22 protein-coding genes are annotated in these 24,517 nt (G+C 73.0%); 7 read left to right on the top strand and 15 right to left on the bottom strand.

Going from position 1 to position 24,517, the window contains the following annotated elements; translation table 11 throughout:
- Positions 1-12: 12 nt before the first annotated feature.
- Positions 13-672, bottom strand: coding sequence for an NADPH-dependent F420 reductase (locus ACQB60_RS39660; RefSeq protein WP_496930947.1), 660 nt, complete (start codon positions 670-672; stop codon positions 13-15).
- 169 nt (positions 673-841) lie between these two features.
- On the opposite strand from ACQB60_RS39660, the gene ACQB60_RS39655 reads away from it, so the two are divergent.
- Together ACQB60_RS39655 and ACQB60_RS39650 are read left to right on the top strand one after the other, a co-directional pair.
- Entirely contained in the window at positions 842-1,678 is an 837-nt protein-coding gene (locus ACQB60_RS39655) for an RNA polymerase sigma-70 factor (protein ID WP_496930986.1), read from the top strand.
- A gap of 267 nt (positions 1,679-1,945) precedes the next feature.
- Positions 1,946-2,707 (top strand): GntR family transcriptional regulator, encoded by a 762-nt coding sequence (locus tag ACQB60_RS39650; RefSeq protein ID WP_496930946.1) that lies wholly within the window; start codon positions 1,946-1,948, stop codon positions 2,705-2,707.
- 75 nt (positions 2,708-2,782) lie between these two features.
- Here ACQB60_RS39650 and ACQB60_RS39645 read toward each other — a convergent pair whose 3' ends face one another.
- The 3 genes from ACQB60_RS39645 to ACQB60_RS39635 all read right to left on the bottom strand — a co-directional run bounded on the left by ACQB60_RS39645 (position 2,783) and on the right by ACQB60_RS39635 (position 6,015).
- Positions 2,783-3,940 carry an ROK family transcriptional regulator gene (locus ACQB60_RS39645; protein ID WP_496930945.1) on the bottom strand — a complete coding sequence of 386 codons (1,158 nt, stop codon included), beginning with the start codon at positions 3,938-3,940 and terminating at the stop codon, positions 2,783-2,785.
- A gap of 85 nt (positions 3,941-4,025) precedes the next feature.
- Complete coding sequence (locus ACQB60_RS39640) at positions 4,026-4,691, bottom strand: response regulator transcription factor (protein WP_496930944.1); 666 nt, start codon at positions 4,689-4,691, stop codon at positions 4,026-4,028.
- 88 nt (positions 4,692-4,779) lie between these two features.
- Positions 4,780-6,015 (bottom strand): sensor histidine kinase, encoded by a 1,236-nt coding sequence (locus tag ACQB60_RS39635; protein ID WP_496930943.1) that lies wholly within the window; start codon positions 6,013-6,015, stop codon positions 4,780-4,782.
- 108 nt (positions 6,016-6,123) lie between these two features.
- Between ACQB60_RS39635 and ACQB60_RS39630 the strand changes: the two genes are divergently transcribed.
- The 3 genes from ACQB60_RS39630 (at position 6,124) to ACQB60_RS39620 (ending at position 8,336) form a co-directional block, all read left to right on the top strand.
- The gene (locus tag ACQB60_RS39630; protein ID WP_496930942.1) at positions 6,124-7,065 is read left to right on the top strand and encodes an ATP-binding cassette domain-containing protein; all 942 of its coding nucleotides are present in this window, start codon (positions 6,124-6,126) and stop codon (positions 7,063-7,065) included.
- On the top strand, positions 7,062-7,799 hold the full coding sequence (locus ACQB60_RS39625; protein ID WP_496930941.1) for an ABC transporter permease: 738 nt from the start codon (positions 7,062-7,064) through the stop codon (positions 7,797-7,799). The genes ACQB60_RS39630 and ACQB60_RS39625 overlap by 4 nt, the downstream gene beginning before the upstream one ends.
- A 96-nt stretch (positions 7,800-7,895) precedes the next feature.
- A complete protein-coding gene (locus ACQB60_RS39620) occupies positions 7,896-8,336 on the top strand; it encodes a hypothetical protein (protein ID WP_496930940.1) in 441 nt (146 codons plus the stop codon).
- A gap of 29 nt (positions 8,337-8,365) precedes the next feature.
- On the opposite strand, the gene ACQB60_RS39615 is transcribed toward ACQB60_RS39620, so the two are convergent.
- The 7 genes from ACQB60_RS39615 to ACQB60_RS39585 all read right to left on the bottom strand — a co-directional run bounded on the left by ACQB60_RS39615 (position 8,366) and on the right by ACQB60_RS39585 (position 18,447).
- Entirely contained in the window at positions 8,366-10,207 is a 1,842-nt protein-coding gene (locus ACQB60_RS39615; protein ID WP_496930939.1) for a WD40 repeat domain-containing protein, read from the bottom strand.
- A gap of 92 nt (positions 10,208-10,299) precedes the next feature.
- Positions 10,300-11,388, bottom strand: coding sequence for an enoyl-CoA hydratase/isomerase family protein (locus ACQB60_RS39610; protein WP_496930938.1), 1,089 nt, complete (start codon positions 11,386-11,388; stop codon positions 10,300-10,302).
- Positions 11,389-11,413: 25 nt separating this feature from the next.
- On the bottom strand, positions 11,414-12,415 hold the full coding sequence (gene meaB, locus ACQB60_RS39605) for a methylmalonyl Co-A mutase-associated GTPase MeaB (protein WP_496930937.1): 1,002 nt from the start codon (positions 12,413-12,415) through the stop codon (positions 11,414-11,416).
- Between the two features lie 29 nt (positions 12,416-12,444).
- Positions 12,445-14,658 carry a methylmalonyl-CoA mutase gene (gene scpA / locus ACQB60_RS39600; protein WP_496930936.1) on the bottom strand — a complete coding sequence of 738 codons (2,214 nt, stop codon included), beginning with the start codon at positions 14,656-14,658 and terminating at the stop codon, positions 12,445-12,447.
- Positions 14,655-16,508, bottom strand: coding sequence for a methylmalonyl-CoA mutase small subunit (gene mutA, locus ACQB60_RS39595; protein ID WP_496930935.1), 1,854 nt, complete (start codon positions 16,506-16,508; stop codon positions 14,655-14,657). Before mutA ends, scpA begins: the two co-directional genes overlap by 4 nt.
- A 161-nt stretch (positions 16,509-16,669) precedes the next feature.
- The gene (locus ACQB60_RS39590; RefSeq protein WP_496930934.1) at positions 16,670-17,305 is read right to left on the bottom strand and encodes a response regulator transcription factor; all 636 of its coding nucleotides are present in this window, start codon (positions 17,303-17,305) and stop codon (positions 16,670-16,672) included.
- Positions 17,302-18,447: a sensor histidine kinase gene (locus ACQB60_RS39585; RefSeq protein ID WP_496930933.1), complete on the bottom strand. Its 1,146-nt coding sequence runs from the start codon at positions 18,445-18,447 to the stop codon at positions 17,302-17,304. Before ACQB60_RS39585 ends, ACQB60_RS39590 begins: the two co-directional genes overlap by 4 nt.
- 212 nt (positions 18,448-18,659) lie before the next feature.
- Here ACQB60_RS39585 and ACQB60_RS39580 point away from each other — a divergent pair, with 212 nt between their 5' ends.
- Positions 18,660-19,259, top strand: coding sequence for a DedA family protein (locus tag ACQB60_RS39580; RefSeq protein ID WP_496930985.1), 600 nt, complete (start codon positions 18,660-18,662; stop codon positions 19,257-19,259).
- Here the strand turns inward: ACQB60_RS39580 and purB are convergent.
- Both purB and ACQB60_RS39570 read right to left on the bottom strand, forming a co-directional pair.
- A complete protein-coding gene (gene purB / locus ACQB60_RS39575) occupies positions 19,256-20,698 on the bottom strand; it encodes an adenylosuccinate lyase (protein ID WP_496930932.1) in 1,443 nt (480 codons plus the stop codon). The genes ACQB60_RS39580 and purB overlap by 4 nt on opposite strands.
- 79 nt (positions 20,699-20,777) lie before the next feature.
- Entirely contained in the window at positions 20,778-21,569 is a 792-nt protein-coding gene (locus tag ACQB60_RS39570; RefSeq protein WP_496930931.1) for an SGNH/GDSL hydrolase family protein, read from the bottom strand.
- Positions 21,570-21,694: 125 nt separating this feature from the next.
- Here ACQB60_RS39570 and ACQB60_RS39565 point away from each other — a divergent pair, with 125 nt between their 5' ends.
- The gene (locus tag ACQB60_RS39565; RefSeq protein ID WP_496930930.1) at positions 21,695-21,940 is read left to right on the top strand and encodes a holin; all 246 of its coding nucleotides are present in this window, start codon (positions 21,695-21,697) and stop codon (positions 21,938-21,940) included.
- 46 nt (positions 21,941-21,986) lie between these two features.
- Here ACQB60_RS39565 and ACQB60_RS39560 read toward each other — a convergent pair whose 3' ends face one another.
- Together ACQB60_RS39560 and ACQB60_RS39555 are read right to left on the bottom strand one after the other, a co-directional pair.
- Positions 21,987-23,000 (bottom strand): hemolysin family protein, encoded by a 1,014-nt coding sequence (locus tag ACQB60_RS39560; protein ID WP_496930929.1) that lies wholly within the window; start codon positions 22,998-23,000, stop codon positions 21,987-21,989.
- Positions 22,997-24,343, bottom strand: coding sequence for a hemolysin family protein (locus ACQB60_RS39555; RefSeq protein ID WP_496930928.1), 1,347 nt, complete (start codon positions 24,341-24,343; stop codon positions 22,997-22,999). Before ACQB60_RS39555 ends, ACQB60_RS39560 begins: the two co-directional genes overlap by 4 nt.
- Between the last annotated feature and the right edge of the window lie 174 nt (positions 24,344-24,517).

Here is a 24,517-nt window from a genome sequence, read left to right as displayed (position 1 = left end):
GGTTCGGTGCTTTCAGGAAGAGGCCCGCTGGATCTGCCAGTTGAACTTCGCGTCTCCGTACTTGCGGAACAGCGTCAGCCACAGCGGCATCATCAGCTCCACGGCGCGCGCCGACTCGATCCCGCCGAGGTCGATGACGCGCTCCGCGGGCCAGCCGAAGTCGCCGAGCAGCTCCACCGCCTCCCGCTTCGCCGCCGCGTCGTCGCCGCACACGAAGACCTGGTGCTCACCGGGGACGAGCGCCGGGTCCGTCATCACCGACGCGTTGAGGGTGTTGAGCGTCTTCACCACCCGCGCCTCGGGGAACGCCCGCTGCAGCTGCGCGCCCACGCTGTCCTGCCCCTCCGGCACGACGAGGCGCGCGTCTCCGTCCGCCATCTCCAGGGGGTTGGACACATCGATGACCAGCTTGCCCGCGAGCCGCTCGGCGCCCGCCGCCTCCAGGGCCGCCCGCGCCACCTGCCCGCCGACCGCCTCGATCACGGCGTCCCCGAACTCCGCGGCCTCCGCGAAGGTGCCCGTGCTCGCCCGCGGGCCCGTCTCCCGCGCCCACTCCAGGGCCGCCGGGTTGTCCTTGCCGCGCGAGCCCATCATCACCTCGTGACCCAACTCCACGAGTTTTGCGCCGAGTTGGCGCCCCACCATGCCCGTACCCAGAACCGCGTACCGCACTGGATCCTCCCCAGGGTGCCGCCGACCCTCGGCGGCCACCGCGTCATTGTGCTCCGTACCGCACTCAATTCACCTGGACAGGGCGCGAACCGTCGGCTGGGATGGAGGGGTGACCACACAACCGGCGGCCGATGTGACCGACGTCTTCGAAGAGCACCGTTCCGTCCTGATGGGCGTCGCCTACCGCATGCTCGGCCGCGTGGCCGACGCGGAGGACGTCGTCCAGGAAGCCTGGCTGCGCTGGTCGGCCGCCGACCGCGAGCAGGTCCGCGAGCCGCGCGCCTACCTGGTGCGGGTCACCACCCGGCTGGCCATCGACCGGCTGCGGCACGTGCAGTCGCGCCGCGAGTCGTACGTGGGCCCGTGGCTGCCCGAGCCGCTCGTCACCGACTTCGACCAGACCGTCCCGGACACCGCCGAGCGGGCCGTGCTCGCCGACTCGGTCTCGCTCGCCGTCCTCGTCGTCCTGGAGTCGCTCTCGCCGCTGGAGCGCGCCGTGTTCGTGCTGCGCGAAGCCTTCGGGTTCCCCTTCGCGGAGATCGCCCAGACGCTCGACCGCAGCGAGGCGGCGGTGCGCCAGCTCGCCGGGCGGGCCCGCAAGCACGTCGACGAGCGCCGCCCGCGCTACGAGGTCGACCCGGCCCAGCGCCGCGACCTCACCGAGCGGTTCCTCGCCGCCGCGGTCGAAGGGGATCTGACCGGCCTGCTCTCGCTGCTCGCCCCCGACGTGCACCTGGTCGGCGACAGCGGCGGCAAGGCCAAGGCGCCGCTGCGGGTCATCGAGTCCGCCGACAAGGTGGGCCGCTTCATCGCGGGAGCCACCGCGAAGGGTCTGGCCGACGGCGAGATCGAGGCGCGTTTCGTCGAGTTCAACGGAGCCGAGTCGGTGCTCCTCCTGGTCGACGGCAAGCCCGACGCCGTCCTCCAGCTCGACGTCGCCGACGGGCGGATCCAGCGGGTCTACATCGTTCGCAATCCGGACAAGCTGCTCTCCCTCGCCTCCTAGTCGAGACCCCACTGAAGCCCCCGCCCCTCGGGTCGGGGGCTTCTTCATGTGCCCGCAGGGTTTCGGACACCCAGGCCACGCGCGTATGGCCGCGCACCAACAGTCCATGAATGCTCTGTGGCGCCGGTCCTGTGCGCGCTGTGACGGAATCAGGATTGGTCTTGACCAAGGGGGGGTGCGGCCCTATGGTCGCAGGGATAGTGCAGGAACCTTTAATAAACAAGGGCGCTAAAACGCCGTCGGCGCACGGTGATTGCGGAGGACAGGGTGGGGACCACGCAGTTGGAAACGGTGCCGGAACCGAAGTACTGGCACCTCAAGACCGTGCTCAGTGAGGCACTCGACTCCGAGTTCGCCGTGGGGGAGATCCTTCCGAACGAGCGTGATCTCGCGGCCAGGTTCGGCGTGGCCCGCGCCACGCTCCGCCAGGCCCTGGAGCAGCTGGAGCTGGAGGGCCGGCTGCAGCGCCGCCGCGGCGTCGGCACCACCGTCGCCCCGCCGCGCATGGGCGTCGCCGTCGAGTCCGACCGCGGCTCCTGGCCCGGAGCGGCCGGGGAAGCCTGGCAGGCCGTCGACTGCGAGCTGACCGCCGCGCCCGCCGAGGTGGCCCGCGTCCTGGAGCTCCCGGCCGACGAGCCGGTGCACACGATCCGCCGCAACCGCGTGTCGAACGGCCAGCCGGTCGCCGCCGAGCTCGTCTACGTCCCGGCGGCCTCCGTCCCCGAACTCACCGCGATCGACGCCCCGTCCGGACCGGCACGCGCGCGTGCCGTGCTGCGCGAGCTCGACCGGCTCAGCCTCGAAGGACAGGACCGCGCCGTCGAGTTGGGCTCGGCCCGCGCGGACGACGCGAAGTCGCTCGACCGGCTCCCCGGCGCCCCCGTCCTCGTCGTGACGACCCGCTTCTTCGCCGCGGGCCGCACCGCCGCGGTCTCGGTGGCGACGTACCGCGCCGACACCTGCCGCCTCACCTTCGGCGACGCGGGCGGCGTGGAGATCCACCACGGGCCGGGCCGGCAGGCTTCCTGAGCCCCTTCTCGTACGGAGCTTCCTGAGCCCCTTCTCGTACGGAACGGGAAGGAACGGGAACCGGACGGCTCGGCGTCAGCGCCGAGCCGTCACCGTGCCCTCCACGGCGAACAGCTCTTCCTCGACGTGGTCGAGCGCCAGGCGCAGCGCGCCCGTCGAGATCGCCGCCTCGCCGAGCGCCGAGAGCGCCACCCGGGGCGGGCGCAGACAGTAGCGGGCCAGCTCACGGTGGAGCGGCTCAAGCACGCCGTCCAGACCCGCAGCCCAGCCGCCCACGACCACCAGCTCGGGGTCGAGCGCCAGGACGAGCGCCGCCACGTCGTGCACCAGGCGCTGGATGAAGCGGTCCACGGCCTTGCGGGCCTGCTCGTCGCCCTCGCGCGCGTGCGCGAAGACCTCCGCCACGGCCTGCTCGTCGAGCGGGTGCAGCGGCTCGTCCGTGGTGGACAGGAGCGTCTCCGGAGTGACGTCGCGCCCCAGCAGGTGCAGCGCGCCGATCTCGCCCGCCGCGCCCCCGTACCCCCGGTGCAGCCGCCCGCCGATCAGCGAGCCCGCCCCGGGGCTGAGGCCCGCGAGGACGAACACCACGTCGTCGGACTCGGTGGCCGCGCCCTTCCAGTGCTCGGCGACGGCCGCCGTGTTGGCGTCGTTCTCCACCAGGACCGGGCACTTGAAGGACCGGCGCAGGCGCTCGCCCAGCTGCAGGCCCGTCCACTCCGGCAGGGCCGTGCCGAGGCGCACGGTGCCGTCGGCCTCGACGATGCCGGGGCTGCCGACGCCGACGGCCCGCAGCGAGCTGCGGGCGACGCCCGCACGGCGCAGCAGGTCCGCGACGACCGTGCGCAGCCGCTCCAGACGCTCATCGGCGGGCGCCGCCTCGTCGACGTCCTTCGCGGCCGTGCCGAGCTCCCGCCCGTCCAGGTCCGACAGGACGGCGGCCACCCGGTGCGGGCCGATCTCCAGGCCGAGCAGATGCCCGGCCTCCGCCCGGAAGCGGAACTTCCGCGCGGGCCGGCCCTGGCGCCGCGTGCCGCCCTCGTCGACGGTGGTCTCCACCACGAGCCCGGCCTCGATGAGCCCCTCCACGACCCCCTCGACGGTGGGCCGTGAGAGACCCGTCACCCGGGTGATCTCGGTGAGCGTCGCGAAGTCCGTGGCGCGCAGCGCGTGCAGCACCACCGCGGAATTGATCCGCCGCAGCAGAGAGGGGTCCCCGCCGGTCAGCCGCCCCAACGTCTGTCCTCCCAGCTCGTGCGCATGATGGGCGGATCGTACTCGCAGCGTGGGGTGGTGGTCATCCCGGAGTGACGAAGGACGTTCATCCGGGGGCGACGAACCCGGATTCATACGCGGCTATCACCGCCTGCGTCCGGTCCCGGGCCCCGAGCTTCATCAGCACCGCGCTCACATGAGATTTGACCGTCTCCGTGCCGACGACGAGCCGGCCGGCGATCTCCGCGTTCGACAGGCCCCGCGCCATCAACCGGAGCACCTCGCCCTCGCGCTCGGTCAGGGCCGCCCCCGCGAGGGCCGCGCGCGCCTCGGCGTTCCCGGCCGGCCCCTCGCCGTGGGCCGCGGCGAGACGGCGCACCGCCGCGGGGAACAGCAGCGACTCGCCCTCGGCCACGAGCCGGACCGCGTGCACGATCTCGGCCGGGCGGGCGCGCTTGAGGAGGAAGCCGTCGGCCCCGGCGCGCAGCGCCTCGTAGACGTAGTCGTCGTTCTCGAACGTCGTCACCACGAGGATCTTCGGCGGGTCCTGGACGGTGCGCAGCACCGCGCGCGTGGCCTCGATGCCGTCGAGCAGCGGCATGCGCACGTCCATCGCCACCACGTCGGGCCGCAGCTCCCGCACGAGCGGGATCACCGCCGCGCCGTCCGCCGCCTCACCGACGACCTCGATGTCGGCCTGCGCCTCCAGGACGGCGCGCAGACCCGCACGGACGAGGGGCTCGTCGTCGACGAGGAGAACGGTGATCGGCATCCGGCCAGCCTATGACCCGCCCCTCGGGGGCCACCGGACAGGCCCCGGTTCCCGGCTCCTGGCTCCCGGCTCGGCCTGCTCGCCACGGTCACCCCAGCGGCAGCTCGACGTGTACCCGCCAGTCGTCGCCGTGCGGGCCGGTGGTGGCCCGGCCGCCCAGGAGCGTGGCGCGCTCGCGGACGCCGCGCAGGCCGCTGCCGGCGCGCCCCGTCGCGGTCCGGCCCGGGGGCAGAGCGTTGCGCACGCTCAGGTCGAGCCGCGCGCCGTCGACGGTGATCCGGACCCGCACCGGCACCGGACCGGAGTGGCGCAGCACATTGGTCAGCGACTCCTGGAGCATGCGGTAGCCCTCCCGGGAGACCGGCCCCGGCACTCGCTCCACCGGGCCGCTCACCTCGACGTCGACCTCGGCCCCGGAGGCGCGCGCGGAGTCGAGGAGCCGTTCGGCGTCGGCGAGGGTGGGCGCGGCGCTCGCCTCCCGGTCCTCCTCGCGCAGCACCCGCAGGACCCGGTCGAGGTCCTCCAGAGCGGTGCGTCCGGTCTCTTCGATGGCCTCCAGGGCGCGGTCGGAGAACTCCGGGTCCTTGGCGGCACGGGCGGCGCCCGCCTGGACGACCGCGACGGTCAGGGCGTGGCCGATGGAGTCGTGCAGGTCCCGGGCGATGCGGTTGCGCTGGAGGAGCTGTTCCGTACGCGCCTCCAGGGCGGCGAGGCGCTCGGCGGGCGAGGGGCCGAGGAGCCGGCGCGCGGCCAGGGCCATCCCCTTCCCCGCGACCACGACGACACCGAGCAGCGCCAGCGCGGGCAGCGGCACGAGCAGCGCGTTGGCCCACCCCCGGCCCGTGGGCGGCAGCAACAGGCCCGACCGATCAGGGTCTCCGCCCGATGCCCCGATCAAGGCGAGGCTGGAGCCGAGCAGTTGGGTGGTCAGGAACCACATGGCGGAGCCCGCCTCCACCCGCAGCACCAGCCATACGGCGGTCCGGCCCCGGTCCCGCCAGGACGTGGCAGGCGCCGATGAGATCCCCGGGTCTTCGTAGGAGCCCTGCCCACGCACGCGCGCGTGGGCACCCGGAAAGAGCATCAGACGGGCCTGCAGCCCCTCCGCCCGGCGTACGGCGGGCACCATGGCCACCGCCACGAGCAGGGGCACGGGCACGACGAAGACCGTCAGGGCCCACTCGGCCGGAGAGGGCGAGTGGAGCCCCGTGAAGACGAACGCGCACACCACAGCGACGACCGCCCCCATGACGATGTGCAGCCACCGCGTATAGGTGACCGCGCGCGTGAGGGGCCTCAACCATGGCCTCAACAACCGGAGCATGGCGTCATCGTGCCAGCAGCCCCGAAGCGTCCGGCTCCCCCGTGCGGGGGAGACGATCTCCTCGCACGGGGGAGGCCAAGGCCCCGCCCCGCGACCGAGGCTTGCCCCATGACCAGCATCGACGTCCAAGAGCTCACCAAGGAGTACGGTGCGACCCGCGCGGTGGACGCCCTCACGTTCCGCGTCCGCCCCGGCCGGGTCACCGGATTCCTCGGCCCCAACGGCGCGGGCAAGTCCACCACCCTGCGCCTGGTCCTCGGCCTCGACCGGCCCACCTCGGGCACCGCCACCCTCGGCGGCCGCCCCTACGCGGAGCTCGGCACCCCGCTGCGCCACGTGGGCGCGCTGCTCGACGCACAGGCCGCGCACGGCTCGCGCACCGCCCGCGACCACCTGCTGGCCCTCGCGGTCAGCAACGGCATCGGGCGGCGCCGGGTCGGCGAGGTCCTGGAGGAGGCGGGCCTCGGCTCCGTGGCCGGGCGTCGCATCAAGACGTACTCCCTCGGCATGCGGCAGCGGCTCGGCATCGCGGCCGCCCTCCTCGGCGAACCGGACGTGGTCATCCTCGACGAGCCGTCCAACGGGCTCGACCCCGAAGGCATCATCTGGATCCGGGAGTTGATGACCGGCCTGGCCCGCGAGGGCCGCACCGTCCTGGTCTCCAGCCACCTCATGAACGAGACCGCGACGTTCGCCGACCACCTGGTGGTCCTCGGCCGCGGCCGGCTGCTCGCGGACACCTCCGCGCGGGAGTTCATCGCGGCCCACAGCGGCGCCCGCGCGCGGGTCCGCACCACCGACCCGGCCCGCCTCCGCGCCCTCCTGGCCCGCAGGGACCGCACCCTCACGGAGGCGGCGGACGGCCGCTGGACCGTCGACGGGATGGCCGCCGAGGAGGTCGGCGCGCTCGCCGCGGCCGAGGGCGTCCCGATCCTCGAACTCGCCGACGAGCACGCCTCGTTGGAGCAGGCGTACCTCTCCCTGACCGCGGGCGACACCCAGTTCGCCGCCGCGCGCACGAACTCCGACCGCCAGGAGGCAGACCGATGACCGCCACCGCCGTGCTCCACTCCGAGTGGATCAAGATCAGGTCGCTGCGCGGCAGCCTCGGCTCGCTGCTCGCGGTCTTCGTGGCGACCGTCGCCATCACGGTCCTCGCGATGGCATCGGTCGGCCAGTCCGAAGCCGACAACGGCGACAGCGACCTCCTCTTCGGTGCCTTCTACGCCCTCAACTTCGGCCAGATCGCGGCCATCGCCTTCGGCACGACGGCCGTGTCGAGCGAGTACGTGAACGGGGCGCTGCGCATCTCCCTGGCGGCCGTCCCGCGCCGCGGAGCCTTCTACGCCGCGAAGATGGCGGTGGTCGGCGGGCTCGCCCTCGTCGCCGGGCTCGCGACCACGTTCGTGTCCTTCGTGGCGGGCCAGGCGTTCATGGGCGAGTACGCCCTCGGCCTCGGGGACCCGGGCGCCGTGCGGGCCTGCGCGGGCGGCGGCATCTACCTCGCGCTCATGGCACTGTTCGCGGCGGGCCTCGCCACGGTGCTGCGCAGCGGCGTTGCCGTCCTGAGCCTGCTCATCCCGTTCATCCTGATCGTGTCGTTCGTGTTCGTCGACGTCGCGGGCAGCGTCGCGGACTTCCTGCCCGACCGGGCGGGCCAGCAGGTGCTGCACGCGAACCCCGAGGGAACGCTCGGCCCCTGGACGGGACTTGGCGTCTCGGCCCTCTGGACGGCGGCGGCGCTGCTGGCGGGCTGGTGGACGCTGCGGCGCAGGGACGCGTGAGGGCCGGTCCCGACGGGCGGGCGTCGGTCCCGACGGGCGGGCGTCGGCCCTGACGGGGCGGGCCAGTTGTCAGTGGCAGCCGCTTTACTGTTCGTCATGAGTACCGCACAGCACCTCGCCGAGATCGACCTGCTGCTCTCCCGGGCCTTCCCGGCGGAGGTCGGCAGGTCCGCGCGCGGCTTCGCGGGCCCCGGGTACCACGTGGCGGAGTTAGCGGAGAGCGACGGCTTCTGGGAGGACGACGGCAGCCGCTGGCTGGCGGCGGAGGAGCAGTTCGAGGCCGAGCGCGACGGCCTCTCCCAACTCCTCACCGCCCGCTGGGGCAAGCCGGACGAGTTCAGCCTCTACAGCCTCCTGCACCGCATGGTGGACGGCGGCGAGGAGATACCGGAGCCCTGGGCGGACCTGAGCTCCCACGTCCCGAACCTGCACCTGTGGCGGGTCGACGGCCGCTGGATAGCCCTCGGCGTCTCGCAGTGGGACAAGGAACTGCCGTTCCAGTTGCTGGCCGTGGTGACGGAGGTCGACCCTCCGTAGGCGTGGGCGAGGGACTCGCCCGTCGCGGCTCACGAGAGCCTCCACACCCGCGCCGTCCCGTCCGAGCTCCCGGTGGCGAGCCGTCGCCCGTCGGGGCTGAACGCCACGCTCATCACCATCTCGTCGTGCGTGAGGCCCGCGATCTCCCGTCCGCTGGAAGCATCGACGACAATCGCCGACTCCTCTCGGGCGATGGCGATGCGCGGCGGATCCGCCGGACTGAACGCGACGTTCCAGGCGCTCCCGGGCACCCGAAGGTCCTCGCGGCCACTCCGGCTGTGCCACACCACGGCGTTGTCCCCGGCCGTCACGATGTGGTGGCCGTCCCGGCTGAAGTCGACGCCGGTGGCGAAACCGGTGACGATCCTCAGCAGTTCCCGTCCGTCCAGACTGTCCCAGACGCGCGCCGTCCCGTCCTCTCCGACCGAGGCGATGCGCGCCCCGTCAGGGCTGAACGCCACATCCCAGACGTCTTTGTCGTGGGACATCTTCAGGAGCGCATGCCCGTCCCTGGCGTCCCACACCCGCACCGTGTGATCGCCCCCCGCGGTCACCAGGCGAGCCCCGTCCGGGCTGAACGTGACGCGGCGCACGAAACCGCGGGGCGTCATGTGGCGGACCGTCAGCAGTGCGCGGCCGTCACGGGGATCCCAGATGCGCCCCGTGTGGTCACCGCCCCCGGTGGCGAGCCGACGCCCGTTCACACCGAACGCGACGCTCCACACCACACCGAACTGGACGCCCAACCTCCTGTTGCTGCTGGAGTGGCGTACCCGGGAGACCTCGTGACCATCCGAACTGTCCAGGATGTACGCGGCGTTGCCGCTCGCGGCCGCGAGGCTTCGCCCGTCCGGGCTGAACGCCACGTCCTCCACGGACGCCAGGCCCCGCCAGGTGACTTCCTGGCCCCTGCGTGCCACCTGCACGGGCGCCCAGGTGACATGGGCATCCCGCACCGTGGAGAGGTCCACGCGCAGCTCGTACGCCGTCACCTCGGCGTCGGGCGCGAGCGTGAGGCAGAGCTGCCGGTACTCGTGCGCGGCGTGCACCATCCGGTGCAGCTCCATCAGCCGCCGCCCCGCGTCGGTCGTCGTCTCCGCCATCGCCACATGCGCGAGGAACGGACGCAACTCGTCTGCCCTTCCCTCACGTTCCGCACCGACCGCCTCCCAGATCCACAACCGCCGTTGTTCATTGGCGGCAGCGGCGCCCCATGCGCCGCTCAGCATGCGTGCCACGTGAACGAAGCCCTCGGAGGGGACCACGGGTGCGGCGTGCTCGGGCATGAAGTCGTCCGGCGGCGTACTGCTGGGCACCTGGCCCTGTTCGTACTTCTCGCGCAGCCAGCGATCCGTGCCCGCCGAGTCCTCCTTGCGTGACCTGTCCACCAGCTCCCAGAAGTTCCCCTCCGTCGCGGACTTGAGCACGGCGGCCCGCGAGTTCAGCGCCTTCACTGTGCCGGGCACCGCGGCGGCCACGGCCTCCGTCTGGGCCCGGTAGCCCTTCAGGACCCAGTACCGGGCGTCCTGGTCCTGCCCCAACAGGCGGTAGACGAGTGCGAGATCGATGCAGATCGTGGCCCGGCGAGGCGTCGGGCCGGGCTCCAGGCTGGCCGCCTCGTCGAGGGCGTCACATGCTGCCTTCAGGCGCTCGCGCCGCAGCGCGGCAGATTGTGTGTGAGCGGCTTCCTCGACCTTTGTCTGCGCCCTGAGCCAGGGCCCGCCCAGCAACTTCCGCACATCCTGGTGGATCTCCCTCAGCGCCTCCAACTGCTTCTCCTGCACGCCCACGAGCTCACGCAGCAAGGACAGCGTCACCCCCTGCGCGGTCTGCGAGCCGATGGCGACGATGACGCCTTCGAGCAGAGGCATGACGGCTCCCTGAGGGTGCTGAGTACTTCTTCAGCCCGAGCCTGGACGAGGCACCGTCACGACAGCGACACAGCGCGTTCAGCGACTACGCGTCACGCGTCATCCGCTGCGAGCCCCAACTCCCGCTCACCCAACGGCGCGAAGAACCGCTCCACCTCCGCCGCCGACACCTCCGCGAGGGTCGCCGGCGACCACCGCGGGTTCCGGTCCTTGTCGACGACCTGCGCGCGCACGCCTTCGGCGAAGTCCGGCGCCGCGAGCGCCGCGCACGACACCCTGAACTCCTGGTTCAGGACCGCCTCCAGGGACGGGAGGGCGCGGGCCCTGCGCACCGCCGCGAGGGTCACCTTCAGGGACGTGGGGGACTTGGACAGGATCGTCTGGGCCGCTTCCTTGGCCGCGCGCTCGCCGTGGTCGCTCAGCCGCTGGACGATCTCCTCCACGGAGTCGGCGGCGTAGCAGGCGTCGATCCAGGCCCGCTCGCCCGCCAGTTCACCCTCCGGGGCGGGCTGCGCGTACTCCCGTACGACATCGGAGACCTCGCCCCAGGTCCCCCCGGCCAGCGCCGCCGTGAAGTCGTCAAGCCGCGCCGACGGCACGAAGTGGTCGGCGAGGCCGCACAGCACCGCGTCCCCCGCGCCGACCGCGGAGCCCGTCAGCGCCAGGTGCGTGCCCAGCTCGCCCGGTGCGCGCGACAGCAAGTAGGTCCCGCCGACGTCCGGCACGAAGCCGATGCCCGTCTCGGGCATCGCCACCCGCGAGCGTTCGGTCACCACGCGCACGTCGCCGTGCGCGGAGACGCCGACGCCGCCGCCCATCGTGATGCCGTCCATCACGACGACGTACGGCTTCGGGAAGCGGGCGATGCGGGCGTTCATCAGGTACTCGGCGCGCCAGAACGCCGCCGCCTCCTCCGGGCGTCCGGCCAGCACGTCCTCGCGCACCGCCCGGACGTCGCCCCCGGCGCACAGGCCCCGCTCGCCCGCGCCGGTGACCACCACGGCCCGCACCGCGTCGTCGCGCTCCCAGTCCCTGAGCGCCGCGTCGATCAGGTCGACCATCTCGCGGTTGAGGGCGTTGATGGCGCGGGGACGGTTCAGGACGAGGTGTCCCAGCCGTCCTTCGGTGCGGACGAGGACGGGGGCTTCGGCGGGGGCCGAGGCGGGGGTTGCGCTGTTCATGAGTTCCTTGCGTACCTTTCGAAGATCACTGGCCGGGCGGCGACTGCCCCTGGAACGCCTCCAGGATGTGCTCGGCCGCACTCGTCGCCGTCAACGTCCCCTCCCGCACCCGTTGTTCCAGGCCCGGCGCCAGGTCCCGCACCGCCGGGTGGCCGTGCAGCCGCTCCAGGAGAGTGTCGTGGACCATCGCCCAGGCCCAGTCGACCTGCTGGCCCCGGCGTTTCGCCGCGAGCCGCCCGGTCGAGTCGAGGAGCGTGCGGTGCTGCTCCAGGCGGTCCCAGAGCGTGTCGAGGCCGCTGGACTCGCGGGCGCTGCAGCTCAGGACCGGTGGGGTCCAGGCCGAGTCCGCCGGGTGCATCAGGCGCAACGCGCCCGCCAGTTCGCGCGCCGCCGACTTCGCGTCCCGCTCGTGCGGGCCGTCCGCCTTGTTCACGGCGATGACGTCCGCGAGCTCCAGGACGCCCTTCTTGATGCCCTGGAGCTGGTCGCCGGTGCGGGCGAGGGTGAGGAGCAGGAAGGTGTCGACCATGTTCGCCACCGCCGTCTCCGACTGGCCGACGCCGACCGTCTCCACCAGGACCACGTCGTACCCGGCGGCCTCCATGACGACCATGGACTCGCGCGTCGCCTTCGCCACGCCGCCCAGCGTCCCGGCCGAGGGGGAGGGCCGCACAAAGGCGTTCGGGTCCACCGCGAGCCGCTCCATCCGCGTCTTGTCGCCGAGGATGGAGCCGCCCGTACGCCCCGACGAGGGGTCGACGGCGAGCACCGCGACGCGGTGCCCGAGGCCGGTGAGCATCGTGCCGAGCGCGTCGATGAACGTGGACTTGCCCACGCCCGGCACCCCGCTGATGCCGATGCGCCGGGCGGCGCCCGCGTGCGGAAGCAGTTCCGTCAGCAACTCCTGTGCGAGCGCCCGGTGTTGTGGACGGGTCGACTCGACGAGGGTGATCGCGCGCGCGATCTGCGCGCGCTTCCCGCCGAGTACGCCCTTCACATAGCTGTCGATGTCGATCGTCGGAGGCATGTGTTCAGCAGACTCACAGACTCGCGGACCTACAGCTCGTGGCCGAGGTCGGCGGCTAGGCGGGTCACCAGGTCGTACGCGGCGTCCGGGATCACCGTGCCGGGCGGGAACACCGCGGTGGCGCCCGCCTCGTGCAGGGCCTCGACGTCCTGCGGGGGGATCACCCCGCCGACGACGATCATGATGTCCTCGCGCCCCTCGGCGGCCAGCTCCGCGCGGAGCGCCGGTACGAGGGTGAGGTGCCCGGCCGCCAGCGAGGAGACGCCCACGATGTGCACGTCCGCCTCGACGGCCTGGCGGGCGACCTCCGCCGGGGTCTGGAAGAGCGGGCCGACGTCGACGTCGAAGCCCAGGTCGGCGAAGGCGGTGGCGATGACCTTCTGGCCGCGGTCGTGGCCGTCCTGGCCCATCTTGGCGACCAGGATGCGCGGGCGGCGCCCCTCCGCCTCGTCGAAGGCGTCCACGAGGGTGCGGGTCCGCTCGACGGACGGCGACTGGCCTGCTTCGGTGCGGTACACACCGGAGATCGTACGGATCTGACCGGCGTGCCGTCCGTACGCGCTCTCCAATGCGTCGGAGATCTCACCGACGGTGGCCTTCGCGCGGGCCGCGTCCACCGCGAGGGCGAGCAGGTTGCCCTCCAGGCCCGAGCCGCCCGAGCCCGAGCTGCCGCGCTCGGCGGACGCCGTGAGGGCCCGAAGGGCGTCCTGGCAGGCCGCCTCGTCGCGCTCCGCGCGCAGCCGCTCCAGCTTGGCGATCTGCTGGGCGCGCACCGAGGAGTTGTCGACCTTGAGGACCTCGATCTGCTCGTCGCTGTCCACCCGGTACTTGTTGACGCCGATGACCGGCTGGCGGCCGGAGTCGATGCGGGCCTGGGTGCGGGCCGCGGCCTCCTCCACGCGCAGCTTCGGGATGCCGGCGTCGATGGCCTGCGCCATGCCGCCCGCCGCCTCGACCTCCTCGATGTGCTGCCAGGCACGCCGCGCCAGGTCGTAGGTGAGCTTCTCCACGTACGCGCTGCCGCCCCACGGGTCGATGGAGCGCGTGGTGCCCGACTCCTGCTGGATGAGGAGCTGGGTGTTGCGGGCGATGCGCGCCGAGAAGTCGGAGGGCAGCGCGAGGGCCTCGTCCAGGGCGTTGGTGTGCAGCGACTGGGTGTGGCCCTGCGTCGCCGCCATCGCCTCCACGCACGTGCGCGTCACGTTGTTGAACACGTCCTGCGCGGTCAGGGACCAGCCCGAGGTCTGCGAATGGGTGCGCAGCGAGAGGGACTTGGCGTTCTTCGGGTCGAACTGCTTGACCAGCTTCGCCCACAGCAGGCGCGCCGCGCGCAGCTTGGCGACCTCCATGAAGAAGTTCATGCCGATCGCCCAGAAGAACGACAGCCGCGGCGCGAACGCGTCCACGTCCAGGCCCGCGCCCTGCCCCGCCCGCAGATACTCCACGCCGTCCGCGAGGGTGTACGCCAGCTCCAAGTCGGCCGTCGCGCCCGCCTCTTGGATGTGGTAGCCGGAGATGGAGATGGAGTTGTAGCGCGGCATCTTCTGCGAGGTGTACGCGAAGATGTCGGAGATGATCCGCATCGAGGGCTTCGGCGGATAGATGTAGGTGTTGCGGACCATGAACTCCTTGAGGATGTCGTTCTGGATGGTCCCGGCCAACTTCTCGGGCGGTACGCCCTGTTCCTCGGCCGCCACGATGTAGAGCGCGAGGACGGGCAGCACGGCGCCGTTCATCGTCATCGACACGGTCATCTTGTCCAGCGGGATGCCGTCGAAGAGCTGCCGCATGTCGTAGATCGAGTCGATGGCGACGCCCGCCATGCCGACGTCACCGGTCACGCGCGGGTGGTCGCTGTCGTAGCCGCGGTGCGTGGGCAGGTCGAAGGCGACCGACAGGCCCTTCTGCCCGGCCGCGAGGTTGCGCCGGTAGAAGGCGTTGGACTCCTCGGCGGTGGAGAAGCCCGCGTACTGCCGGATCGTCCACGGCTGGTTGACGTACATCGTCGGGTACGGGCCGCGCAGATACGGGGCGACGCCCGGGTACGTGCCGAGGAAGTCGAGGCCCTCCACGTCGGCGCCCGTGTACAGCGGCTTGACCGCGATGCCCTCGGGGGTCTCCCACAGCAGGTCCGCCTCGGCCTTGCCCGCGGACTCCTTCACGGCGGCGCGCCACTGCTCGTCCGAGCCCGACGGCCCGCCGCCCGGCCCCAGTTCGATGTCGGAGAAGTCGGGGATCGTCATGACGCCACTCCCATGAGGTCGAGGGTGGAGGTGAGCACCGCGACCGCGTCGCAGCCCGCGTACACGTACGCGTCGATGTCGGCGTACTCCCCGCGCCCGGCGAGGAACACGCGTCGCGCGCCCGCCGACTTGAGGGCCTTCGCGACCTCGTCCGCCTGCTCGGCGTAGAGCGCGTCGCTGGAGCACACACACGCGACCGAGGCACCGCTGGCCGCGAACGCCTCAGCGGCCGAGTTCGCGTCCACCGACACCGGGTCGTGCACGGGCTCGACGCCGCCCGCCATGAACAGGTTGGCCGCGAAGGTGGCGCGCGCGGTGTGCGCGGCGGCCGGGCCGAGCGCGGCGAGGAACACCTTGGGGCGGGCGCCGGTCGCGTCGAGGTGGGCGTCCGAGCGGGCGCGCAGCTCCTCGTACGCCTCGTCGCGGCGCACCCGGGGCAGCCCGCCGGCGGGGGTCGCGGGCGCGGGCTCGCGCTCCACGGCGCGCTCCGCGAGCAGCGGGAACTCGCTGACGCCGGTGATGGGTTCGCGCCGCTTCGCCAGCTTCTTGCCGCGCTCGGCCCAGGTCGCGGCGAGCCGGTCGCCGACCAGGCCGGAGCGCAGGGCGCTCGCCTGACCGCCCGCGCGCTCGATCTCCTGGAAGAACTCCCAGGCGGCGTGGGCGAGTTCGTCGGTCAGGCGCTCCACGTACCAGGAGCCGCCCGCCGGGTCGATGACCCGCGCCAGGTGCGACTCCTCCAGAAGGATCGTCGAGGTGTTGCGGGCGATGCGGCGCGCGAACGCGTCCGGCAGGCCCAGCGAGTGGTCGAACGGCAGGACCGTGACGGCGTCCGCGCCGCCGACGCCCGCGCCCAGGCACGCCACCGTCGTGCGCAGCATGTTCACCCACGGGTCGCGCCGCGTCATCATCACCGGCGACGTCACCGCGTGCTGCCGCTGCGCGCCGGCGGCGGGCGCCCCCGCGACCTCGGCGACGCGCGCCCAAAGACGCCTGGCGGCACGGAACTTGGCGATGGTCAGGAACTGGTCGGCGGTGGCCGCGAACCGGAACTCCAGCTGGGCGCACGCCTCTTCGACGCCGAGCCCGGCTCCGGTGAGGTCGCGCAGATAGGCGACGCCGGTGGCGAGGGCCGCGCCGAGCTCCTGCGCGGCCGAGCCGCCCGCCTCGTGGTAGGGCAGCGCGTCCACGGTCAGGGCGCGCAGGCCCGGGTGGCGCTCGCCGCACCGCCGGGCCAGCTCCACGGCGGCCGCCGCGAGGTCGACCGCCGTACCGGTACGGGCCTCATGGCCGAGCGGGTCCACGCCGAGGGTGCCGCGTGCCGCGTCGTCGGCGACGCCCGCGGCCTCGTACAGGCGCAGCAACTCCCGTGCGGCGGGCGCGGCCTGGTCGCCCGCGTCGAGCGCGACCGGCGCCAGGTCGAGATACACGCCCGCGAGCGCCTGCTCCAGGTCGTCGACCGGGAGCCCGCCGGGGCCCACGGCCAGCCAGAGCGACGTGACGCCGTTCTCCAGGTCGGCGAGGACCGCCTCGTTGGTGCGCGCGGGATCGGCGCTCGCGTGCCGCTGCCGTACGTCCCAGCCGCCCGGGGCGTTCCCCTCGGGGGCGGCGCCCCGGACGAACGGGGCGAAGCCGGGGAAGCCGGCGTCGGGCGCGGCGTCGCGCGCGGTGTACAGGGGGCGGGTGGTGAGCCCGTCCTCGAGGGCGGTGGACAGCGCTTCCTCGGCGGCCGCGCCCGATACGTCCTTACCCGACTTGCGCAGCACGCCTTCCACCAGGCGCTGCCACTGCTCATGGGTCGCATCAGGGAACTCGGCGGCCAGGGAAAGCCCGTCGTCAGGCAGGACCGTCATGCCCCAGATGCTAGGGCGGAATTGCTGGCACGGGGTGCCATCAAGGGCTGTGACCTTGCCCTCTTCTGAGCGCCCTTGATCTCTAAAGGGCGGTGCCGTATTCAGAAGCGGGTGGCACGAGCGTGTGTCGCGAGGCCACGTCGCGAGGTCACGTCCCGAGGTCACGTCCCGAGGTAGCGCAGCACGGCGAGGACCCGTCGGCTGTACCCCGTGGTGCCGCTCAGTTCGAGCTTGTCGAAGATCGCGTTGATGTACTTCTCGACGGCGCTCTGCGAGACGTGCAGCTGCGCCGCGATCGCCGCGTTCGTGTGGCCCTGCGCCATCTTGCCGAGCACCTCGCCCTCGCGCGGGGTGAGGCGCTGCAGCGGGTCGGCGTGGCGCGAGCGGGCGAGGAGCTGGCGCACCACCTCCGGGTCGAAGGCGGTCTGCCCCGCGCCGACCCGGCCGAGCGCGTCGAGGAACTCGTCGACCTGCACGACCCGGTCCTTCAGCAGATACCCGACGCCCTCGGTCTCCGTGGTCAACAGCTCGGTGGCGTACCGCCGTTCCACGTACTGCGACAGGACGAGCGCCCCCGTCCCCGGCCAGCGCTCCCGGATCTCCAGGGCGGCGCGCAGCCCCTCGTCGGTGTGCGTGGGCGGCATCCGGACGTCGATCACGGCGACGTCCGGCGGTTCGGCGGCCACCGCGTCGAGCAGCGCCCGCGCGTCGCCCACCGCGGCGGTGACGGTGTGCCCCTCGTCCGCGAGCAGCCGGACGAGGCCCTCCCGCAGCAGGGTCGAATCCTCGGCGATCATGACGCGCACGGCAGCTCCGCGGTGATGACGGTGGGACCTCCGGCCGGGCTGGACACGGAGAGGGTGCCGTCCAGCGCGGCCACGCGCCGGGACAGGCCGAGCAGCCCGCCGCCCCCGGGGTCGGCCCCGCCCCGGCCGTCGTCCTCGACGCACAGCCGCAGCGCGTCGGCGCGCCGCTCCACGAGGACGGAGACCCGGGTGGCGCCGGAGTGCTTGACCGCGTTGGTGACGGCCTCGGCGGCCACGAAGTAGGCCACGGACTGCGCGGCCGGCGGCGGCGTGTCCCGCAGCGCGCACTCCAGGCGTACGGGGATCCCGGCGCGTTCCGCGACGGTCTCCAGGGCGGCGGCGAGCCCGCCCTCGTCCAGCGCCGCCGGGTAGACGCGCCAGGCCACGTCGCGCAGTTCACCGAGGGCCCGCTGCGCCTCCTCGTGGGCCTGGCGGAGCAGCAGGGCGGACTTGTCCGGGTCGGGGGCGCGGCGGGCCCGGCCGAGCAGCATGCCGAGGGCGACCAGGCGCTGCTGCACCCCGTCGTGGAGGTCGCGCTCGATGCGGCGCCGCTCGTCGTGCACGGCCTCGACGACCCCGGCGCGGCTCGCGGCCAGCTCGCCGATCCGGCGCTCCATGCGCGCGCGGTCGTTCGGCCCGAGGAAGTGCCGGGCCAGCCGCTCCTCCATCAGCGCGACGGCGTACACCCCCTGCGCGCACAGGAAGAGCAGGAAGAGCCCGCCGAACGAGGAGGCGACCACGGTGAACGACCACCGGTCGAGGTCGATCACGAACCAGCCCCACAGCAGCAGCGAGCCGTACGCGGCGCCGATGGCCCCGCACAGCAGCACCAGCCCGCCGAGCAGCCCCGTCCCGCAGCGTGCGGCGACATAGGCGAGGGCGGGGCGGCCCGGGTCCACGGGACCGGGGTCGGTGCCGTACCAGCGGGCCATGCGGCGCCGCTCGGCCCGCGCCAACAGGGCGGCGCCGCGCAGGACTTGGGCCTCTCCCGTGCGCCGGTCCCGGCCGCGCCCGGGCGCCACGAGCAGCCACAAGCCCGCCACGGCCGAAAAGGCGAGCCCGGGGACGGCGGTGAGCGCCCCGGCCAGGACGCCCCCGGCACGGCGCAGCCAGCTGTGGAGGTGGGTACGCATGATCGGCCACGCTAGCCGAGCGCTCCTCCCGGCGGACTGCGGAAAACCGCACCCTTGCGCTGCGGCCGCCCGCACCCGCACTCTGCGGCGCCCCGCATACCGCTGTGACCTGCAGGTTTCCTAGCCTTGACGGCATGATCCCCAACAACGCGTACGAGCTTGCCGCCTACGAAGCCCCGGCGGGCGGCATCGCAGGCTGGGCCGCCGGACTCATGGAATCCCTGGGCGCGGCCGGTGCCGGGGCCGCCATCGCCCTGGAGAACCTCTTCCCGCCGCTGCCCAGCGAGGTGATTCTGCCGCTCGCCGGATTCGCCGCGAGCCAGGGGGAGTTGAGCCTGCTCGCCGTCCTGGTGTGGACGACGGCCGGCTCGGTCGTCGGGGCGCTCGCGCTCTACGCGGTGGGCGCGCTGCTCGGCCGGGACCGGACCGTGGCGATCGCGGCGCGGCTGCCCCTGGTGAAGGCCGCGGACATCGAGAAGACGGAGCGCTGGTTCGCCCGGCACGGCACCAAGGCGGTCTTCTTCGGCCGGATGGTGCCGATCTTCCGCAGCATGATCTCGGTCCCGGCGGGCGTCGAACGCATGGGCCTGCCCGTCTTCCTGGCCCTGACCACGGCGGGCAGCCTCATCTGGAACACGGTCTTCGTGCTCATCGGCCATGCCCTGGGCGCCCGTTGGCACGAGGTGACGGACCTGGTCGGCCTGTACTCCAAGGCCGTGCTCGTCGTCGTGGCCCTGGCGGTGCTCGCCTTCGTCGCCCTGCGGGTGCGCAGGGCGGGCAAGGGCGAGCACCGCATGGCGAAGCGCGGTTAGAGGATCGCGCCCGGCGCGTACGCCGCCGCGGCCGGGTACTGCTTGGCGAGCGCCTCGATCTGCCTGACCACCGAGGCGACCTGGTCGCTCGCGGCACCCGTGAACGACAGCTTGTCGGCCATGAGTGCGTCGAGCTGCGACCGGTCCAGCGGGATGCGGGAGTCCGCGGCCAGCTTGTCCAGGAGCTCATTGCGCTCGGCGCCCTGCTCGCGCATCGCGAGGGCCGAGGCGACCGCGTTCTCCTTGATCGCCTCGTGGGCCTCCTCGCGCCCGACGCCCGCGCGCACCGACGCCATCAGCACCTTCGTCGTCGCGAGGAACGGCAGGTAGCGGTCCAGCTCACGCGCGACGACGGCCGGGAAGGCCCCGAACTCGTCGAGCACCGTCAGGAAGGTCTCCAGGAGCCCGTCGAGCGCGAAGAACGCGTCGGGCAGCGCGACCCGGCGCACCACCGAGCAGGAGACGTCGCCCTCGTTCCACTGGTCGCCCGCGAGCTCACCGGTCATGGAGGCGTAGCCGCGCAGGATCACGGTGAGGCCGTTGACGCGCTCGCAGGAGCGGGTGTTCATCTTGTGCGGCATCGCCGACGAGCCGACCTGGCCCGGCTTGAAGCCCTCGGTGACCAGCTCGTGCCCGGCCATCAGCCGGATCGTCTTGGCGATCGACGAGGGCGCCGCGGCGAGCTGCACCAGGGCGGTGACGACGTCGTAGTCGAGGGAGCGCGGGTAGACCTGGCCGACCGAGGTGAAGGCCGACTCGAAGCCGAGGTGGGAGGCGATGCGCTGTTCCAGCTCCGCCAGCTTCTGGGCGTCGCCGCCGAGCAGGTCGAGCATGTCCTGGGCGGTGCCGACGGGACCCTTGATGCCGCGCAGCGGGTAGCGGGCGATCAGCTCGTCCACCCGGCGGAAGGCGACGAGCAGCTCGTCGGCGCCGGTCGCGAACCGCTTGCCGAGCGTCGTGGCCTGCGCGGCGACGTTGTGCGAGCGGCCCGCCATGACGAGCTCGCCGTACTCCGCGGCGAGCTTTCCGAGCCGGGCGAGCACCGCGACGGCGCGGCCGCGCACCAGCTCCAGGGAGAGCCGGATCTGCAGCTGCTCCACGTTCTCGGTGAGGTCGCGGGAGGTCATGCCCTTGTGGACGTGCTCGTGCCCGGCGAGGGCGTTGAACTCCTCGATGCGGGCCTTCACGTCGTGGCGCGTGACCTTCTCGCGCTCGGCGATCGAGGCCAGGTCCACCTGGTCGACGACGCGCTCGTAGTCGGCGATGGCGGCGTCCGGCACCTCGATCCCGAGGTCCTTCTGCGCGCGCAGCACGGCGAGCCAGAGCTGGCGCTCCAGCTTCACCTTCTGCTCGGGCGACCAGAGGGTGGCGAGCTCGGCGGAGGCATAACGTCCGGCGAGGACGTTCGGGATACGGGGCTTTGCAGGCGCAGCAGTCACGTGTACGGATTCTACTGGGCGTTCGTGCAGGCCAGCGCCGCGGGCCGGTTCGTCGGAAGCTACGAGAGCGGCGAGCGGCTCAGCGCTGCGGACTCTCGTGCGCACCCTCGTACGGCAGCAGCTCGGGGCGCTTGGGCGGGCGGCCGTCGCCCGAGGAGCGGCCGGTGAGACGGCGGCCGATCCACGGCACCAGGTGCTGCCTGGCGAAGCGGACGTCGCCGACCCGGCGCGTGGCCCAGTTCGGCGGCGTCGCGGGCGGCAGCGGGGCGCGCCAGTCCGACTCCGGTTCGTAGCCGAGGGTCTGCCACACGGCCTCGGCGACCCGGCGGTGGCCCTCGGCGGTGAGGTGCAGCCGGTCCACGTCCCACATCCGCTGGTCGCCGAGGACGGGGGCGCCGTAGAGGTCCACGACGAGGGCGCCGTGCTTGTCCGCGAGCTCCTCGACGTACGAGAAGAGCTCCTCCATGCGCGGGCGGAACCGCTGCTGCACCGGGCCGCTGCGGCCGGGGCTGCGCATCAGGACCAGCTGCTCGCAGGCGGGTGCGAGACGCTCGACGGCCTCGCCGAGCAGGGCGCGGACCCGGCCCATGTCGACCTTGGGGCGCAGGGTGTCGTTGAGCCCGCCCACCAGCGTGATCACGTCGGCGCCCATGGCGGCCGCCGCGTCCACCTGCTCGTCGACGATCTGCCCGATGAGCTTGCCGCGCACGGCGAGGTTGGCGTACCGGAAGCCGGGGGTGTGCGCCGCCATCCGCCCGGCGAGCACGTCGGCCCAGCCGCGGTAGCTGCCGTCGGGCAGGAGGTCGGACATGCCCTCGGTGAAGGAGTCGCCGACCGCGACGAGACTGGTGTAGTTGGCAATTTTCTCCATGGCGGGCCGATCGTAACCCGGCGCCCTGGTGACGGGGCCTGACAGGTGGGGGAGGCGGCGGTATGCCAGGAGGGGAAACCCGTACGCCTTCTCCGCCCCAGCCCCCTCACGAGAGCGAGCCCGCCATGTGGACCGCAGCCTTCTGGAAGGCCACCGCCGAACGCGCCATCCGTACGTTCGCGCAGGCGCTCGCCGCCGTGCTGGTCGCCGGGGCGACGAACCTGCTCGACGTGGAGTGGAAGGCGGCGTTCGCCACGGCCGGGTTCGCGGCCCTGCTCGCCGTGCTCACGGCCGTCGGCGCGGAGAACGTCGGCGGCCGCGGGCCCGGCATCACGGAGCGGCCCCGGCAGGCGGGCGAGCCGGTCCTCTGACCGGCCCGCCCGCTCGTACGGCCGCCGAGCGGTCCGCCCGCAGGCGTCAAGCGGTCTGCCCGAACAGCTCCCGCAGCACGTCCTCCATGGTGACCATGCCCGCGAGGCGGCCGTCCGAGCCGAGCACGGCGGCGACGTGCGTGCGGCTGCCGCGCATCGCGGTCAGCACGTCGTCCAGCGGCGTGGACTCCCGTACGCGGGCGATGGCGCGCATGTCCGGGACGCGGAACGGCAGATCGCGCGGCGCCGCGTCCAGGGCGTCCTTGACGTGCAGATAGCCGACGATCCTGCGGCCCTCGTCGACCACGGGGAAGCGGGAGAAGCCGGACTCGGCGGAGAGCCGCTCCAGCTGCTCGGGCGTGACGCCCACGCGCGCGTAGACGACGCGCTCCAGCGGAAGCACCACGTCCCTGACCGGGCGGCGGCCCAGCTCCAGGGCGTCGTGCAGGCGCTCCTGCGCGCGGTCGTCGATCAGGCCCGCGTCGCTGGAGTCCTTGACCAGCCGGGCGAGTTCGTCGTCCGAGAAGGTCGCGGACACCTCGTCCTTGGCCTCCACCCGCAGCAGCTTCAGCAGGAAGCTGGCGAAGGCGTTGATCGCGAAGATCACCGGGCGCAGCGCCTTGGCGAGGGCGACCAGGGGCGGGCCGAGCAGCAGCGCGCTGCGCACCGGCTCCGCGAGCGCGATGTTCTTCGGGATCATCTCGCCGAGCAGCATGTGCAGATACGTCGCCACGGCCAGCGCGATCACGAACGAGATCGGGTGGACCAGGCCGTGCGGCACCCCGACCGCGTCGAAGACCGGCTCCAGCAGGTGCGCGATCGCGGGCTCGGCGACGACACCGAGGACCAGCGTGCACAGCGTGATGCCGAGCTGTGCCGCCGCCATCAGGGCGGAGACGTGCTTGAGGCCCCACAGCACGCTGGTCGCGCGCCGGTCGCCCTCCTCGGCATGCGGTTCGATCTGGCTGCGGCGCACCGAGATGAGCGCGAACTCGGCGCCCACGAAGAAGGCGTTGACGACGAGGGTCGCCAGGCCGATCAGCAGCTGGACGGCGGTCATCGGTCCTCCTCCTCGTCCTCGGCGGGCCCGGCGTCCGCGCCGGTGGGCGCGTGCAGCAGGACGCGGGCGGCCCGGCGCCCGGTGGCGTCCACGACGTCGAGCCGCCACCCGGCGACCTCGATGTGGTCCCCGACCGCGGGGATGCGGCCGAGCTCGGTGGCCAGCAGGCCCGCGAGCGTCTCGTACGGTCCGTCGGGCACCCGCAGGCCGACGCGCAGCAACTGGTCGGTGCGGGCGGCGCCGTCCGCCGAGTAGAGCGTGCGGCCCTCCGGGTCGGTCCCGGCGGCGGCCAGGTCGGGGGTCTCGTGCGGGTCGTGCTCGTCGCGGACCTCGCCGACGACCTCCTCGACGATGTCCTCCAGGGTGGCGACGCCCGCGGTGCCGCCGTACTCGTCGATGACCACGGCCATCGTGCGCTTCCCGGAGAGCCGGTCCAGGAGCCGGTCGACGGTCAGCGTCTCCGGGACGAGCAGCGGCTCGCGCATCAGCTCGGCCACGGGCCGCCGGGAGCGCAGCTCGGCCGGGACGGCCAGGACGTCCTTGATGTGGACGACCCCGACGACCGTGTCGAGGTTGCCCCGGTAGACGGGGAAGCGGGAGAGCCCGGTGGCGCGGGTCGCGTTGGCGACGTCCTCGCAGGTGGCGTGGGCGTCGAGGGCGACGACCTGGACGCGCGGCGTCATCACGTTCTCCGCGTCGAGGTCGGCGAGGTTCAGGGTGCGCACGAACAGCTCGGCGGTGTCCGCCTCCAGGGCGCCCTCCTTGGCGGAGTGGCGGGCCAGGGCCGCCAGCTCCTGGGGGCCGCGCGCGGAGGCGAGCTCCTCGGCGGGCTCGATGCCGAAGCGACGCACGGCGCGGTTCGCGGTGTTGTTGAGGTGCGTGATGAAGGGCCGGAACACGGCGCTGAACAGGCGCTGCGGGGTGGCGACGCGCTTGCTGACGGCGAGCGGCGAGGAGATCGCCCAGTTCTTGGGCACCAGTTCGCCGACGACCATCAGGAACACCGTCGACAGGGCCGTGCCGATGACGAGCGCCACCGACGAGGACGCCCCTTCGGGCACGCCGAGGGAGCGCAGCGGGCCCGCGATGAGCTTGGCGATGGACGGCTCGGAGAGCATGCCGACCACCAGGTTGGTGACGGTGATGCCGAGCTGCGCGCCGGAGAGCTGGAAGGTGAGGTGCCGCACGGCCTTGAGGGCCCCGGCGGCCCCGCGCTCGCCCCGCTCGACGGCCCGCTCCAGGTCGCTGCGCTCGACCGTGGTGAGCGAGAACTCCGCCGCGACGAAGACGCCGCAGGCCAGCGAGAGCAGCACCGCCACGAGGAGCAGGAGCACTTCGGTCATCGGGTCACCTCCGTCCCATGGTCGGCCAGGGCACTGGGGAACGCGCGATGTCGAGGGGTACTGGGAGGCTCGCCCATGGGCGGACGCTCACACCTTTCGGTCGATGGGGGTGGGGGTGGGCCTCACCCATGGTAAAGGAGCAGCAAAGAAGACTCGGCCGACCTGCGTCGATGC

The sequence above is a fragment of the Streptomyces odontotermitis genome, assembly GCF_050510915.1.
Classification (GTDB): Bacteria; Actinomycetota; Actinomycetes; order Streptomycetales; family Streptomycetaceae; genus Streptomyces.
Note: the sequence above shows the minus strand (reverse complement) of the source record. Positions and strands in the feature narration are given on the sequence as shown.

What these genes read in the sequence shown, in the direction of transcription:
- ACQB60_RS39555 (WP_496930928.1), bottom strand. Translation starts at nt 24,343, where the DNA reads ATGACCGAAGTGCTCCTGCTCCTCGTGGCGGTGCTGCTCTCGCTGGCC.
- ACQB60_RS39565 (WP_496930930.1), top strand. Translation starts at nt 21,695, where the DNA reads ATGTGGACCGCAGCCTTCTGGAAGGCCACCGCCGAACGCGCCATCCGT.
- ACQB60_RS39620 (WP_496930940.1), top strand. Translation starts at nt 7,896, where the DNA reads ATGAGTACCGCACAGCACCTCGCCGAGATCGACCTGCTGCTCTCCCGG.
- scpA (WP_496930936.1), bottom strand. Translation starts at nt 14,658, where the DNA reads ATGACGATCCCCGACTTCTCCGACATCGAACTGGGGCCGGGCGGCGGG.
- ACQB60_RS39610 (WP_496930938.1), bottom strand. Translation starts at nt 11,388, where the DNA reads ATGAACAGCGCAACCCCCGCCTCGGCCCCCGCCGAAGCCCCCGTCCTC.
- ACQB60_RS39635 (WP_496930943.1), bottom strand. Translation starts at nt 6,015, where the DNA reads ATGCTCCGGTTGTTGAGGCCATGGTTGAGGCCCCTCACGCGCGCGGTC.
- ACQB60_RS39585 (WP_496930933.1), bottom strand. Translation starts at nt 18,447, where the DNA reads ATGCGTACCCACCTCCACAGCTGGCTGCGCCGTGCCGGGGGCGTCCTG.
- ACQB60_RS39580 (WP_496930985.1), top strand. Translation starts at nt 18,660, where the DNA reads ATGGAATCCCTGGGCGCGGCCGGTGCCGGGGCCGCCATCGCCCTGGAG.
- ACQB60_RS39615 (WP_496930939.1), bottom strand. Translation starts at nt 10,207, where the DNA reads ATGCCTCTGCTCGAAGGCGTCATCGTCGCCATCGGCTCGCAGACCGCG.
- mutA (WP_496930935.1), bottom strand. Translation starts at nt 16,508, where the DNA reads ATGACGGTCCTGCCTGACGACGGGCTTTCCCTGGCCGCCGAGTTCCCT.
- meaB (WP_496930937.1), bottom strand. Translation starts at nt 12,415, where the DNA reads ATGCCTCCGACGATCGACATCGACAGCTATGTGAAGGGCGTACTCGGC.
- ACQB60_RS39625 (WP_496930941.1), top strand. Translation starts at nt 7,062, where the DNA reads ATGACCGCCACCGCCGTGCTCCACTCCGAGTGGATCAAGATCAGGTCG.
- ACQB60_RS39640 (WP_496930944.1), bottom strand. Translation starts at nt 4,691, where the DNA reads ATGCCGATCACCGTTCTCCTCGTCGACGACGAGCCCCTCGTCCGTGCG.
- ACQB60_RS39655 (WP_496930986.1), top strand. Translation starts at nt 842, where the DNA reads ATGGGCGTCGCCTACCGCATGCTCGGCCGCGTGGCCGACGCGGAGGAC.
- ACQB60_RS39590 (WP_496930934.1), bottom strand. Translation starts at nt 17,305, where the DNA reads ATGATCGCCGAGGATTCGACCCTGCTGCGGGAGGGCCTCGTCCGGCTG.
- ACQB60_RS39570 (WP_496930931.1), bottom strand. Translation starts at nt 21,569, where the DNA reads ATGGAGAAAATTGCCAACTACACCAGTCTCGTCGCGGTCGGCGACTCC.
- ACQB60_RS39630 (WP_496930942.1), top strand. Translation starts at nt 6,124, where the DNA reads ATGACCAGCATCGACGTCCAAGAGCTCACCAAGGAGTACGGTGCGACC.
- ACQB60_RS39560 (WP_496930929.1), bottom strand. Translation starts at nt 23,000, where the DNA reads ATGACCGCCGTCCAGCTGCTGATCGGCCTGGCGACCCTCGTCGTCAAC.